Origin of the sequence: Oceanobacillus saliphilus, from assembly GCF_023522835.1 — a bacterium.
In the GTDB taxonomy this organism is placed as follows: Bacteria; Bacillota; Bacilli; order Bacillales; family Amphibacillaceae; genus Oceanobacillus; species Oceanobacillus saliphilus.
Window position 1 is genome coordinate 53924 of record NZ_JALCZU010000010.1, and the last position, 14316, is coordinate 68239.

Sequence of the window (14316 nt, forward strand, 5' to 3'; positions counted from 1 at the left end):
GGAGTGACCGTGATTGCACGTTATAATTTGAATCTGCCAACTAGTTCGTTCATTTCTTCTGCCAGTTTTGCTAGTTGTTCGGAGCTTCCTGCCACTTCTTCCATTGAACTGCTAGATTGTTCTGCAGTAGCTGCTGCTTGTTCGACTCCGGCAGCTGCTTCTTCAGAAACGGAAGCAATTTCTTCAATGGAAGCATTCATCTCCTGGCTTCCTGCTGAAATTTCAGAAAGGTTCTCAGATACTTTTCGGATATTATCAGCCATGTCACTTACTGAATTGCTTATTTTAGCAAACGTTTCTCCAGTTGTTTTAATCTGGTTTGTCCCTTGTTCCACTTCCTTGTATCCTGCCTTCAATGAATCTGCAACATTACTGGATTCCACTTGAATATTGGAAGAAAATCCAGTTATATCTGTTACTGTCTCAGAAACTTGCTCTGCCAATTTACGAACCTCATCGGCTACAACCGCAAACCCCTTGCCTGCTTCTCCAGCTCTGGCAGCTTCAATTGCAGCATTTAGTGCAAGAAGGTTCGTCTGATTAGCAATCCCTTGAACAACTTCCACAAGCCTAGAAATCTCCTCGGATTGTTTGTCCAATACTTCCATCTTCGAAACGGCATCCTGTACAATTCCGTCAATTTTTGTCATTTGTTTATCGGACGATTCCATTAGTTGCTTCCCCTCATCCGTTAAACGCAGAACATCAATTGATGATTCTCTAATTTGCCCACCCATGATATCTGTTTCCTGAATGCTTGTCGTAAAATTCACCATCGTACTGGCAAGTGTGGTTGCACTGTTTGCCTGCTTCTCCGTACCTACTGCAATTTCCTGCATTGTCATTGCAATTTGTTCGGAACCACTTTTCACCTCTACAGATGATTGTGTCATTTCTTCACTTTGTGATGCTACATTTGTTGAAGCTGCAGCAACCTGTGATAACGTATCATGCAAATTATCTTTCATTAATTGCATGGAACTTGTCAACTGGCCAATTTCATCGTTTCGCTTGCTTTTTGGGATTGCCAATCGCAAATTCCCCTTCGACAGCTCGACCATTAATTCAGAAATGATACGAATAGGATTAGCGATAGATCTGCTGAACGTTACCGAAACAAAGATCACGATAATGATTGCAGCAACAGAAATGAGTACAGCAATTAAAATAATATGATTATTCGTTTCCTGTATCGCAGAAATATCTTGCGAAACCCCGATGACACCTATGATTTCATCACCGGTCGGATCAAACATTGGTAAATAGGAATTCATCGTTTGGTCATTATTTACAGAAACTTTTTCTCCTTCTGTAATCGAAGCCAATACGGTTGCCTCAGTAAGCTCCGTACCGATATTCTCTGGAACGGAGGATTGTACGATTGAGCCATTTGCATTGTACAGGTCAATGGTAACTCCTTGCAATTTTTCATTCATTCGCACAAGAAATGTATCATCAACTGCCATTTGCAACGTACCAATTACTTCCTGATTGAAGTATATCGGTGAAAAAGCACGGACAGTCAAACCTGTATCACCGAATTCAAAGCCTGAGATGGATTCGCCGTTTAAAGCATATTGAATCGCGTTCACATCACTTTTGTCATCCCCGTACGCTATCGGTTCATGTCCACGTAGGAAAACGATCCCATCTGTATCTCCATATTCGATAACGTCAATTCCGTGTTCGGAAAACAACCGTGAATAAATTTCATTTACGAGATCAAGCAGTGTATCACGGTCACGTTCATCGAAAGCTTGTACGAAGTCCAGATTTTGAGAATAGATTTCCGTTATTCTCTGAAGATCCAAGGCAACATTATCAAACTCGGTTTGGATGATATGCTCCATATCTTCCTGCTGATCTGTAATCAGTTTATTGAAACCGTTGGACGTAGTAAAAAAGATAACGATGATTGTCACTGCTAACGGTATAATCGTCAGTGCCAAAAATAGTGACAACAGCTTATTCTTTAAAGTATCCATTCTAACTATTTTTTTCATTTAAAAGGTCTCCTCATATATACCATTCTGTGTCTAATAACTCCCCCGTTTAATATCGGCCAGGAAATGATGAATGTTAAGGATATTCTTTTAAAAATTAGATGTTGGATCAGTTTTCTTGATGAGGAGTAAAAAGAGGATTGCTTACGTACAAAAGCGCAAAACGACTAGATGCCAATTACTACACATGCACTAGCGCTAAATAGCTAATTACATTTGTACTGTTTTTATTTTATAAAAAAATGCCGATACCAAGTTATTCTTAGTATCGGCTTTTCCTTATTTCTTTTTATCACGTAGCTCTTTTATTCGGACAAATCTTTCCAATTTATCAAGCTCGTTAAATAATTCAATAATACTATTTGCAATCGGAAAAACAAATGTCCACTTTTCAAAATCAGAGCCCTGTAGCGCTTCTATTAAGTTATTGATTGTAATTCTCATGGCATTCTTTGTTTCTTTTTGTAGGTCACTATCCAAAATAATTCGATTTTCGTACAATAACAGGACATTTTCACTATACGTATTCATCTCACTAACAAGCTTTTTAATCAGATGTGACTTCCCACTTGAAATTACTTCGATATTGTCCAGGTTTTTCTCCAGTTGCAAAATCAATGTATGTTTTTTTTGCAAGACGCTGATCATGTGCTTGTAGATAATGATATTCCGTAAAAATTCGTTTCTGTTTCGGATGAATAGACTGGTTCTTTCATCTGAAATAATTTCAAAATAATCTCTGACTTTATTGATCAGTTTTTCAATTTCCCTGTCATCGCCCTTCATCTGCGGGACGCTCATCGTTTTATTCGGTATGACGCGAAGAAGGAAATTTGTCTTTTCACTCGCTTTTTTAATCATGCCAAACAGGATTTTCTGATGGTCCGGCGGATAGACTAGCACATTGACGATAAACGCTGAAAATACTCCAATAGCTACAAGCGATAACCTTTCTATGATGTAGATGATATTTACACCATCACCACTAGCAAGCATTATCGTAACAATTGTAAGTACTGTCAAACTAACGGTTTTATTCAAACCAAGACTTACATTGATCGCAATGGATATAATTACAACTGCACCAACAGAAATTGGATTGTTTCCAACCAAAAATATACCAAGCAATGCAAATGCAAGTCCTACTCCATTTGAAATGATAACTTCTTTAATATAGTTGAACGAGCGCATAATCGAAGGCTGCATTGCCAGCACCGCAGCAATCGCGGCTACAAGTTCCAACTCAAGTCCAATCATTCCTGTGATTACTAAAGTTAGAGCAACCGCAAGGCCAGTCTTCACCATACGCGGCCCAATATTAAATTCCATTTTCTCTGCACCTCACTAGCAGTAGTATACCCCTTTCTTTAGTGCCTGTCACTTCCCGAATTTTGTCGAATAGTAGTAATAGGTATGAAACAAAAAATCCTGTATCGCAATTGTTATCCTATTGCTCTACAGGATCTTTTATGACAAAAGTCCATATATTCTTGAACTCAGCTTCGTTTTGTTTTCCATTTCGATGTGTTTTCTTCCTTGCCATCTCCATTTCTCTTTCCCCATCATGTTGCTATAAGTGGTCCAGATATGTTATGCCATACACTGAAGCTAGCACTGGTACGAAGTATGCCTGTCACTCCCCGAATTTTAGAGGATTATGGCGAACGGCTTATGTTTTCCTTGTGAATGGAAACAATAACAAGCATGATTCTCTATTTAATGGAGTAAGGAGTGATGGAATGCAATCTTCCAATCAATATCGGATAGAACGAGATTCACTTGGAGAAATAAAGGTTCCGAAAACAGCTTATTATGGCGCGCAAACGCAACGAGCAATCGATAATTTCCAAATCAGCGGGAAGCGTCTTCCAAAATCATTCATCAAAGCACAGGGAATTATTAAAGCTTCTGCTGCCGTAACAAATATGGAGCTGGAAATGCTCTCCAAAACAACCGGTGAAGCAATCATTAAGGCAGCTGAAGAAGTAATTCAGGGCAAGTGGGATGATCAATTTGTCGTTGATATTTACCAGGCAGGAGCCGGCACATCACAAAACATGAATATAAATGAAGTCATTGCACATAGGGCTTCTGAAATATTGGATGGCACATTGGAATCACATCGGGTTCATCCAAATGATCATGTGAACTTGACACAATCAACAAATGATACCTTTCATGCAGCGATTCATATCGCAGCCTTGGAATTAATGAACCAACAATTGCTGCCATCCATTAAAGACCTGCATAAAGCGCTTGAAAAAATATCCATTGAGTTGATGCCGATTAGAAAATCAGGAAGGACACATTTACACGATGCAGTTCCGATGCGCTTAGGACAGGAATTTTCCGCTTATGCGGAAACAATCAAAACCATGTACGAACACATCCAGGCTACTGCAGATCCATTATATGAAATCGGATTGGGTGGGAATGCAATCGGAACAAGAATGAACTTACCACCTGCATACATTCCTAAAATAATTAAAGAAGTATCCAACAGAACGAATTTACCTTTCCGTGAACCACCAAATATGTTTCAATTTATGCAAAATACGAATGCGCCAATCCGGACAATGCTTGCCTTAAAGGAACTTTCCATTCATTTAATCAAAATTACAAGTGACTTACGCTTACTGGCTTCAGGTCCAAGGACAGGTTTAGCGGAAATTTCTTTACCATCTGTCCAACCTGGATCAACAATTATGCCAGGGAAAGTTAATCCCGCTATCCTTGAAATGACACATATGGTCTGCTGTCAGGTCATTGGCTATGAGGCAGCAATAGCCACAGCTGGTATCGCCGGACAACTGGAAATCAATGTGATGATGCCCTTTATCGCCCATGCATTTCTTGAGTCAATTGAATTGTTATCTAACACCATTTCAACCCTTGTAACGAAATGTATCAGTGGTATCCAGGGTAATGAGGAGATTTGCAACAAATACATGCATGAAAGTCTTGCATTAGTTACTGCTTTAAGTCCTATTATGGGGTATGATCGAGCTGCGGAAATCGGTAAACAGGCTGATGAGAAGAATATAACCATAAAACAAATCCTTCAGGAGAAAAATTTACTAACACGTGAAATTGAAAAAGCGTTGAACCCTGAAGGTATGGTTTAACTTTTGAAGCATTTGTATTCAAGGAAAGCAGGTAATCGTAACATGGATAAAAATAAAGTTGTTGAAGTTATCGATCCAGCATTAAAAAAACGCATCGAAGAGGAAATAAGCGGCCTAACATTCACCAAAAATTTCCGTTCCTCCACTGCTGAAGAATGGTATATTTTTTTACCAGGATTTAAGGATAAGAAAACTGGTGGAGCAGCTGGAAAAGCAATCGTGCATTATAACCTCTGGGGTAATCAGAACATCTTTATCAATACAACGATAATTTTTGATGACCCTTCATTGTATGATCCGAAATTACATGCACTTGTATATGCCATTGCAGACGAAATTGTTAATCGGCTTGTTGGTTATGCAAATACACTTCTTTCTGTTCATGCCGGGGAAAATTCCTATACTGCAGAATACAAATCATAGGTGACAAGCCAAAATGATTTGCAAGCTTCGTCAGGATTTGAAACGAAGATTATGGACTAGAGGCTTACTTAAAAAACCAGATTGCACTTTTTTCATGCAATCTGGTCTAACAACGATTCATTTACATAGTTTTATGGAGCTTATTAACATACAATCGCATATTATCCTGCATTCCAGATAAGCAAATTGCAGCTGGATCATTAGCAATTCCCAATTCAACTGTCGAGCCATCCACCGGCAATGTTTCCTCAAAAATTCGCTCATATTCGGAAACAGTAATTTCTTTTCTTGATTCAAATAAGTTCGAATGGTGAGCGATATTCAAGTAATTACGGTAGTCCGGCTGCAGAATGCCTGTAAAGAATTCACCTACTGCACCAGAACCATAGCTGAACAGACCAATGCGTGAACCATCTTTTAAATCTTCTTTTTGTTCAAGCAGGGAAAGCAAGCTCAAGTACAACGATCCAGTGTATATATTGCCAACGTTTCTATTATAGATGGTACTAACCTTATAATTCGCCAATAAACGTTCCTGATCTTCCTCAGAACCCTGGTCCAAAATCGTTCGTAATGCTTTCAACCCCATTTTTGTATATGGCAAGTGGAAACAAATTGCTTCAAAATCAGCAAGACCGAGTCCAGCTTTTGCTTTGTAAGCTTCCCAGACTTTCTGGAAGAATACTATATATTGCTCATTGGAGAATTTCCCGTCAACAAAGGCCTTGTCCGAATAGATTGGACGCCAAAAATCCATGATATCATCTGTCAAATACGCACTATGTTCTTCAAGTGCCATTATTTTAGGTTCAGCACTGATAAGCAATGCAACTGCCCCCGCCCCTTGAGTTGATTCTCCAGAAGTGTGCAGACCATATCTTGCAATATCGGATGCGAGCACTAAAACTTTACTATCCGGATTCAATGCCACATGGCCTTTTGCCATTTGAATCGCAGCAGTTGCCCCATAACATGCCTGTTTTAATTCGATGTTCCGGGCATAAGGGTTTAACCCTAATAGTCGGTGCACATACACACCCGCAGATTTTGAATTATCGATTCCGGATTCGGTTCCAAAAATAACAAAGTCAATACTTGCTTTATCTTCATCATCTAGAATGCCAAGTGCAGCATTTGCTGCCAACGTAACCGGGTCTTGAGTAATTGGAGCGATTGCCATCTTTTCCTGACCGATTCCGATAGTAAATTTTTCTGGTTCTACATTTCTTGCTTCTGCTAATTTATTCATATCCACGTATAAATGCGGTGCATAAAAACCAATCTTATCAATTCCAATTTTCAACGTTATTCTCCTTATCTACTTATGTATATTTAGTCGTGCATTATTAGATTCTTGGTTGTCACCAAGCCTTTCGGTGACAGCCTCCCATGCACGCATGCAGGATACTTACGTTCTATTTCTTGCCTGCTAAAAAATCCGGAAACCATGTATAACCTTTGAGCTTAGTGATAGGGTTCACAAATACACTTTTTTCTTAAAAACGTGGCAACTGTCTAAGCCTTTTGGAAGTATGTCTTCGTTGTACTTATGAAAGTAAAAAAGTTTATGCTTTCTTACTTTCTCACTTGCTAAAAAATTCAATATCTAAATAATAATATAACACCCTATAAAAAAGCAACTAAGACTGTATGCATTCCATATCACTTCATAAAAATGCCCTACATTATTTATACAGATCCATGCAAGTGAAGGACTGCAAAAGAAATACTTCTTCACATTCGATTATCTTCATTTCTTAACAAAATCTGAAACCTATTCCAATCATATCTCCTATTATTTCCCGGGTTGTTCCATTGTGCTTGTTATCTCCGTTCCGTTCAATGCCTGTGATGCCAGTTGGTCTGCTTCGCGATTCAGTTTACGTGAAACAACTTCATATTCGGGTGAGATTCCGAGTTCTTCCAATTTCTTCTCGATCCGGTCAATCCATATTGCCAGCTCTTGCTCATAGCACGGCCATTCGCCATTCATTTGGTTAATGACAACCTTGGAATCTCCAACAAACGTGACTGGTATATGATGGACACCGAGCAGATCCAATTCCTGTAACCCGAGATGCAATGCGGCATATTCTGCTTCATTATTCGTTTGAAGCTCCTGAACACGTGCATTTTTCCGAAGGCGATAGGACTTGTTATTCTGCTCATAATAAACAACACAACCCAATCCGGAGTTTTTCGTTTTCAAATCGAAGCCACCATCGAAATAAACTTTTATATGATGTGGTTCGGTTTGAATCCCTTCCATAAGTTTCTTCAGTTCCTTTATTGTCCATGAATTTTCGTGACTATCGATAAAATGTAACTCTTTGGCACGACCAGTTTTTATAAGATCTTCCGCAATTAATATCGCATGTGCAGCTTTCATCTCATCAGAACTAAATGTCGCAACAGATCCCTTAGGCGTTTTATAGGATAACTCCATTCTAACTCTCACGATCATACTCTCCTTCATAAGGGGCGAGCACTGTCACTCCCCGACTTGGTAATAGCCAAAAACCACGGACATCTCTTCATTTGGATATCCGTGATTCTCCATTTCAACTCATCACTTCACAACAAATCTCGTCTTACTGTACCCTTCTTTCGTCTTCATAACCTCCAGTGTTGCAGGGAACATTGATTTCAGCTCCTGAACATGCGAAATTACCCCTATCATACGACCGGATTGTTGTAAATCAATTAAGGTGTCAATTGCTTTCGTTAATGACTCTTCATCCAATGAACCGAAACCCTCATCAATAAACATGGTATCGATGGATATATTGCCCTGAAAGCTTTGGATAACATCTGACATACCAAGAGCAAGCGATAGGGAAGCATGAAACTTCTCTCCACCGGACAATGTTTTTACATCTCGGGTTTGTCCAGTATAAGAATCATATACATCAAGTGCTAACCCACTTTGTCTTCCATGAGATTCCTGCCTGTCACTTCTCGTTAAATAATACTGTCCATTGGATAAATCTTTCAGGCGACTGTTTGCAGCATCAATAATCTGCTCTAAATACTCGATTTGCAAATAACGTTCGAAGGAAATTTTACGGTTGTTCTGTCCCCGAATGACATCATAAAGATCTGCAATCACACGGAGTTGTTTTTCAGTTTCCCTCACCTGTTCATCTACTTTCAATATATTGGCTTTTAAATCTGTCGCTTCCTGATAATGTTCCTTGGAACGATTCAACTGCTGCCAGGCCAGCTCATAATTCTGTTTTGACTTTGCCAACTTTTGGCTAAGCAGATCTAAATCAATCCGGGTTTTCTCTTTTAAAGCAGCTTGCAATTCAGCAGCCTGCTGTTTGATGGTTGCATGCTGTTGATTGAATTGCTTGATGTCCTCGTTTAAAATTTTGCGTTCCGCTGCAGATACCTTTGCTTGTTGATATGCTTCCTCCATTGCAAAGCTGGCATCAACAAGTGCAGCTTTAAATTGCTTCTCTGCACTTTCCCGCTTGCTTCCTGTTTCCTTTAATTGGCTTTTCGCATGTGCCATTTCGGCTACTGCTATGGTTTGTTCTTCTTTTGCTTTTTGGAATTGTTTCTGTGCATTTTCCCATGCTTGTTCCAGTTTTGATTTGTAGGTTTTTGCTTCATGAATCTGATTCTCCAGTTCAGTCAACACCCTTACTGCTTCTGGAATGTTGCGCAATCTTTCTTCATAAACTGCCATTTCAGCTTTATAGGTAGTCCTCTGCTCCTGATACATTTTATTAAGTCTCTCATGTTCTGGCTCCAATTGCTTGATTTCAGCCAGTAATTTTTCCTGTGCTTCTTTTAGTTTCGTTAACTGATTACGGGAAGCAGTTAACTCCTCCACCTCTTTTGCGGCATGTTTTCCTGATTCAACGAGCTGATGGAATACCGTTGGAATATTATTCGAATGCACTGCATATTCGGCCGCTTCTGCTTCCACATCTGCAAGTTGGGACAAATTCGCTTTCACATCAGCAGCTGCATTCCGATACATTGTATCCTTTTCATCAAGGGTTTTTCGAAAAGCCTCCAATTGTTCTTTCGTAACGAGATCTTCTTCGGTTACCGCCTTTTGCGGATGTTCCAAACTACCACAGACAGGACAAGCTTCCCCATCATGTAAATGATTCGCCAACACAATAGCCTGGTTATTGAGCCATGCTTTTTCTAGTTTGATATACCCCTCTTTGGCAATGAGATATTCCTTCTCTTTCAAAGTCGCATCTTTAGTCAGTTTGTCCTGCTTGTTACGCAATTCACGATAGTTCTTTAAAACCTTTGCCTGCTCACGCATTTCCGATAATTTTTGCTGTTTATCAGGCAATTGGCTGACGGCTTGATCGAGCTGATTGATCTGTTCTTTGTAGGTATCAAACTGCAAATTCTTCTCATTCATTCTAGTTTTAACTTTTTCCAGGTCATTATGTGTTTGTTTACCTTTGCCGGCAAGGTCAGCTAAGTATTTTTTCTGTTTATCAATATCCCTTACAACTGGTAAATGATCTTGCAGTCGATCAAGCTTTTTTCCAGCTTCTTCCCTATGCTCTTTTTTATTTTCTTCTTCTTTATAAGTGATTTCTGTACGTTGCAAATTGGCTGTTGCCGTTTTTTTCAGAACTGCAGCTTTCTCCAATGTATCTTCTTTTATTTTTTCTTCCCTACGCCATTCGCCTGCCTGCTTTTCATACATCTCAATGGTACTTGCTCGTTCAGCGGCTTCAAGCTTCTTTTCTTTTCTCTCAAATTCAGGAACCCTAAGCTCCAGTTCCTTTAGCAACTTCTCTTTTCGGTCCATCTCCTGAAAACGTTCATTCCATGCCTTTGCCTCATGATAGGCTTTCTGCTCCTGATCATGTGCGTTGTATGCCTCTTTATATTTTTTCTCATCCCCAGTAATTTGCTCCTGGTAAAAATTGGCTTCTTCCTCCAAGCCGGCAACAACCTGATGGACATTATAATGCTCAGCAGATAGGACATTGGACAATAACGATTCATACCGAATTGGCAGGACTGAGGAAATATTTCCAATATAATGATCAAGTGTTTGGTTCACTTGATTAAAATCATGTTCGACAATGCTCTTCTTGTTTCTTAATAGTTCATTTAATTGCTTATAATTCTCTGTTTTGAAGAGCCGCCGTAAAATAGCTTCCTTGTTTTCTGTTTCGGAGGTTAATAGTTTACGAAACTCACCTTGTGGAAGCATCACAATCTGTTTAAACTGATCCTGTGTCAGACCGATAATCGCTTCAACCTTTTTATCAATTTCCGAAACAATTTGCCTTTCAACACATGGAACCTCTTTCCCGTCAATTTTCTCAAAAAATTCATACCGCTCACCTGTTTTGGATTTATTGCCTCTTTTCACATGCCCCAGCTGCCGAAATACACGGTAAACACGATTGCTCAACGCAAATTCCAGTTCAACGGAAGTATGGACACTGTCATCAGCAAAATCACTGCGAAGCATCTTATTATCTTCCCTGTCTGTACCACTGGCACTTCCATATAAAGCAAAAGCTATTCCATCAAAAATCGTCGTTTTCCCTGCTCCAGTATTTCCTGATATGGCAAAAAGATTCGTCTCGTTCAATTCTTTAAAATCAATTATTTCCGTATTTTTATATGGCCCGAACGCTGTCATCGTTAATTTGAGTGGTTTCAAAGGTATTTCTCCTTTCTGCCAATAGTCTATTTTGAAATGGCTTCTTTTTTCTTCGTATCTGTAGTTGTTTCATTTGCTTCTTTCAGTAAATCATCAAGTACTTCTATGAAAATAGCTTCAGCTTCCTCTGATGCCTCATTGCCTTTCACTTCTTTGTAAAATGCTCTAAACAGATCTAAGTCGCTCATTTTGCTGCGGCTCACAGAATTTTCACCGCCCGTTAAAGAAGGAGACAATGTATCATTTTTCCTCTCCACATGCATGGCGTTCGGATAAACGGATTTGACCTTTTCCATCGGTGATAGAACTGGTGATTCATCCAGTAACTTCACGAAAACATAATCTTCGTTTAAATCATGTGTTAACAGATCTTTCAGTGTCGCTTCCACCGTCCGAATATCCCTTCTCGGTGTCAACAGACGTTTCTCGAACGAAATATTGCCATCACCATCCATTTCGACAATCTGAAAGCCTTTTTTGTGGTGCTCCTCAGATATGGAATATTTAAGGAGTGAACCTGCATAACGGATTTTTTCATCCAATACATGGTGTGCCTGATGCAGATGACCTAATGCTGTATAGTGAAAAGGCATATAATGATGGGCGTCTACGTATTCTGCACCACCAATGGACAGCGGACGTTCCGAATCACTTGTATTCTCTTCCTCTTCTCCAAATGGCGTAACAAAAGCATGTCCAACGGCAACGTGCCTCGACTTTGGATCCATCTGTTTTTTGATTTGCTCCACGATTTTTTTGGCGGCATCATTATGCGAACGAATCGCTTCGTCCTCCAGAACCGTACGGACCATGCTTGGGTCACTATAAGGAATAAGGTGGAAATGCACCTCTCCATCATCATCATGCAAAACGACTGACTTCATGTCCTTTGTAAAATTACCGATAATGTGAAAACCGTTATTTCTCATTATGCTGCTCCCAAAATTGAGCCTGCTTGGGCTATCATGGTTACCCGCTACTGCGATAACTGGCGTTTTTAACTTCAATACGATTGTCTCCAGAACCTCATCCAATAAATGGACGGCTTCGATAGGTGGAACGGCCCGATCATAAAGATCACCTGCAATAATGACTACATCCGGCTTTTCTTCTTCAACAGCTTGAATAAACTGCTGGAGGACATAGCGCTGCTCTTCTGTCATATATACACCTTGTACAAGTTTTCCTAAATGCCAATCCGCTGTATGGAAAAATTTCATATACATCTCCCCTTTTTTATTGTCTAATCAACTTTCGCTCAATAATAAGTTCTAACAGGTAACTGGGTTAAACTTAGAACGTCTATCAAAAATCATCTACTTGGTAACTATAAGTCTGTTACTACGCAAAATCTGTAAAACACAAAGTAACTTGCTTCCATTATCAACTATGGCAATTACTTCGCAGTTTATATCAAATACAATTATAAAAAACAAAGCTATCAAAAGAGCCTAGTGATTTTGATGTACTAGAGACTGCTCATTGCAAACTGTTAAACAAGGGCAACTTGAGCAAGTTATCGCCAGGCTCCTGCTTCGCCATAGCTTACGCTTCAATTCCACGCTATGAAAGTTGAAGTATCTATATAATGTAGTAATAGATATTTTTACTTGTATGATAATAGTTTATCATGCTGAGGATAGTTATAGGGTTCCAAAATGAGGTATGGTGGTGGAAGCTTTGGAGAAAACCTCCAAAGCATGACCGATATACATGGTAAGCAGCCGGCATTTTATAGCAAGCCTTCCTGTTCATAAAGATACTCATATGGAATATCCAGAAAAACGTATAATTGTTCTGAGATGGGATAAGAGTATGTTCTGATAAGCTCACCTTTTTCTATATCCGTATATAAATCAGATAGCAGCCCTTTCTTCTCTACATTCATCCGCATAATATTTTCAAAGAAATAAGGTCGCCAACTCCAGTTTTTATTTCGCCCTTCATGAAGCAGTTCCCAATGACCCTGTTCATTCTTTTCTGCATTGGAGGATAACTGAATTCCCTCTTCATTACAAATGTATACACGGAAAGCAAAATCACTGCAGGCATTTCCAACTGCCAGAATTGTTTCATCATAAGGGGTTTCTGATTTAACTGTCGAAAGCTTTGTTTTGAACTGCAGATGGAGCTGATCCATTAATGCAAGCTGTGCCTTCACCTTTCTGCGCTCGAAACTTACAAACTGACGGAAATTCGTGGTGATGATTTCCTGACAACTGTCAATGGCGACAAAATCCAGTTGAGGTTCTTTTAAATAACGACCCTGATAAAATTGCCCACCATTACGCCATGCATAGCTGAGCTGATTATAGGAAGAGATTCCTTTAAACAATAACGCAGCACCTATTTTTCGAGATAGCATAGATAGTGAATGATACACATCCCGGTATAAATGGGGTAGGAGATCATCTTTCAAAAATCCCGCGTCAACTTTTACGATATTCGGTTTTACTGTAGCCAGTCTGTTCAGACTCCCATTCGGTTGCTCCGCATGAAGTGAAATTTGAATACCTAGGGTTTTCAAATATTTAAGCAAATTGTTTAGTGTATCCACTTCTTCGGTTACATACGTATCTTTTATTTCGATGATAATTCGATGTAAATCCAGACCATTTTCCTGATTGGAATGCAAAATGGACAATAATGCCTCACCCTTATCCCTGGTTAGTAAGTCAGCATCATAATAAAACATCAGGTTAATGTGCTGCTCCGAATTCATCAGTTTATTGATTGCTTTTTGCTGAATGTGATTATTCACTTCAAGGCGGAAATCATCTGGTATCGATGTATCATCAAAAAACCAGTCCATATTCTGCAAACTGCCATCTTGCTCCTGAAAATACGCAATCACCTCATAGCCAGCGACCATTTGACTATCAGCACTTATAACAGGCTTATAATAAGGAACGACTTGATCAAGGTTCATTAAAATCTCTAACGGATCCAAACAATCACCTCCACCCAAAATTATATCATAATTGGTGCCTGTCACTTCCCGATTTTTGACGAATGGACAGGTACAAATTTTCTTTTTTTCTTTTCGTATTCGATATGGTAGTTATTAGCCAATTTTTTAAGTATAAACAATTGTAGGGATAGC

The 14316-nt window shown here is 39.3% G+C and carries 9 protein-coding genes; 2 read left to right on the forward strand and 7 right to left on the reverse strand.

The genetic code is table 11. The features are described from left to right. Nucleotides 1-20: 20 nt before the first annotated feature. Together MN204_RS15810 and MN204_RS15815 are read right to left on the reverse strand one after the other, a co-directional pair. On the reverse strand, nt 21-2003 hold the full coding sequence (locus MN204_RS15810; RefSeq protein ID WP_249872058.1) for a methyl-accepting chemotaxis protein: 1983 nt from the start codon (nt 2001-2003) through the stop codon (nt 21-23). A gap of 279 nt (nt 2004-2282) precedes the next feature. Next, nucleotides 2283-3332 carry an FUSC family protein gene (locus MN204_RS15815; RefSeq protein WP_249872059.1) on the reverse strand — a complete coding sequence of 350 codons (1050 nt, stop codon included), beginning with the start codon at nt 3330-3332 and terminating at the stop codon, nt 2283-2285. A gap of 410 nt (nt 3333-3742) precedes the next feature. On the opposite strand from MN204_RS15815, the gene MN204_RS15820 reads away from it, so the two are divergent. Both MN204_RS15820 and MN204_RS15825 read left to right on the forward strand, forming a co-directional pair. Continuing rightward, nucleotides 3743-5128, forward strand: a complete 1386-nt coding sequence (locus tag MN204_RS15820; RefSeq protein ID WP_249872060.1) for a class II fumarate hydratase — start codon at nt 3743-3745, stop codon at nt 5126-5128. A gap of 42 nt (nt 5129-5170) precedes the next feature. Then, entirely contained in the window at nt 5171-5551 is a 381-nt protein-coding gene (locus MN204_RS15825; RefSeq protein ID WP_249872061.1) for a hypothetical protein, read from the forward strand. A 121-nt stretch (nt 5552-5672) separates the two neighbouring features. Here the strand turns inward: MN204_RS15825 and MN204_RS15830 are convergent, their stop codons facing one another. The 5 genes from MN204_RS15830 to MN204_RS15850 form a co-directional block, all read right to left on the reverse strand. Further along, entirely contained in the window at nt 5673-6854 is a 1182-nt protein-coding gene (locus tag MN204_RS15830; RefSeq protein ID WP_249872062.1) for a hydroxymethylglutaryl-CoA synthase, read from the reverse strand. A gap of 492 nt (nt 6855-7346) precedes the next feature. Next, nucleotides 7347-8009: a ribonuclease H family protein gene (locus MN204_RS15835; RefSeq protein ID WP_249872063.1), complete on the reverse strand. Its 663-nt coding sequence runs from the start codon at nt 8007-8009 to the stop codon at nt 7347-7349. A gap of 111 nt (nt 8010-8120) precedes the next feature. Next, nucleotides 8121-11213, reverse strand: coding sequence for an AAA family ATPase (locus MN204_RS15840; RefSeq protein WP_249872064.1), 3093 nt, complete (start codon nt 11211-11213; stop codon nt 8121-8123). Nucleotides 11214-11239: 26 nt separating this feature from the next. Further along, the gene (locus MN204_RS15845; RefSeq protein ID WP_249872065.1) at nt 11240-12433 is read right to left on the reverse strand and encodes an exonuclease SbcCD subunit D; all 1194 of its coding nucleotides are present in this window, start codon (nt 12431-12433) and stop codon (nt 11240-11242) included. Between the two features lie 512 nt (nt 12434-12945). Continuing rightward, nucleotides 12946-14163: an EAL domain-containing protein gene (locus MN204_RS15850; RefSeq protein ID WP_249872066.1), complete on the reverse strand. Its 1218-nt coding sequence runs from the start codon at nt 14161-14163 to the stop codon at nt 12946-12948. Between the last annotated feature and the right edge of the window lie 153 nt (nt 14164-14316).

What these genes read in the sequence shown, in the direction of transcription:
- MN204_RS15810 (WP_249872058.1), bottom strand. Translation starts at nt 2,003, where the DNA reads ATGAAAAAAATAGTTAGAATGGATACTTTAAAGAATAAGCTGTTGTCA.
- MN204_RS15815 (WP_249872059.1), bottom strand. Translation starts at nt 3,332, where the DNA reads ATGGAATTTAATATTGGGCCGCGTATGGTGAAGACTGGCCTTGCGGTT.
- MN204_RS15820 (WP_249872060.1), top strand. Translation starts at nt 3,743, where the DNA reads ATGCAATCTTCCAATCAATATCGGATAGAACGAGATTCACTTGGAGAA.
- MN204_RS15825 (WP_249872061.1), top strand. Translation starts at nt 5,171, where the DNA reads ATGGATAAAAATAAAGTTGTTGAAGTTATCGATCCAGCATTAAAAAAA.
- MN204_RS15845 (WP_249872065.1), bottom strand. Translation starts at nt 12,433, where the DNA reads ATGAAATTTTTCCATACAGCGGATTGGCATTTAGGAAAACTTGTACAA.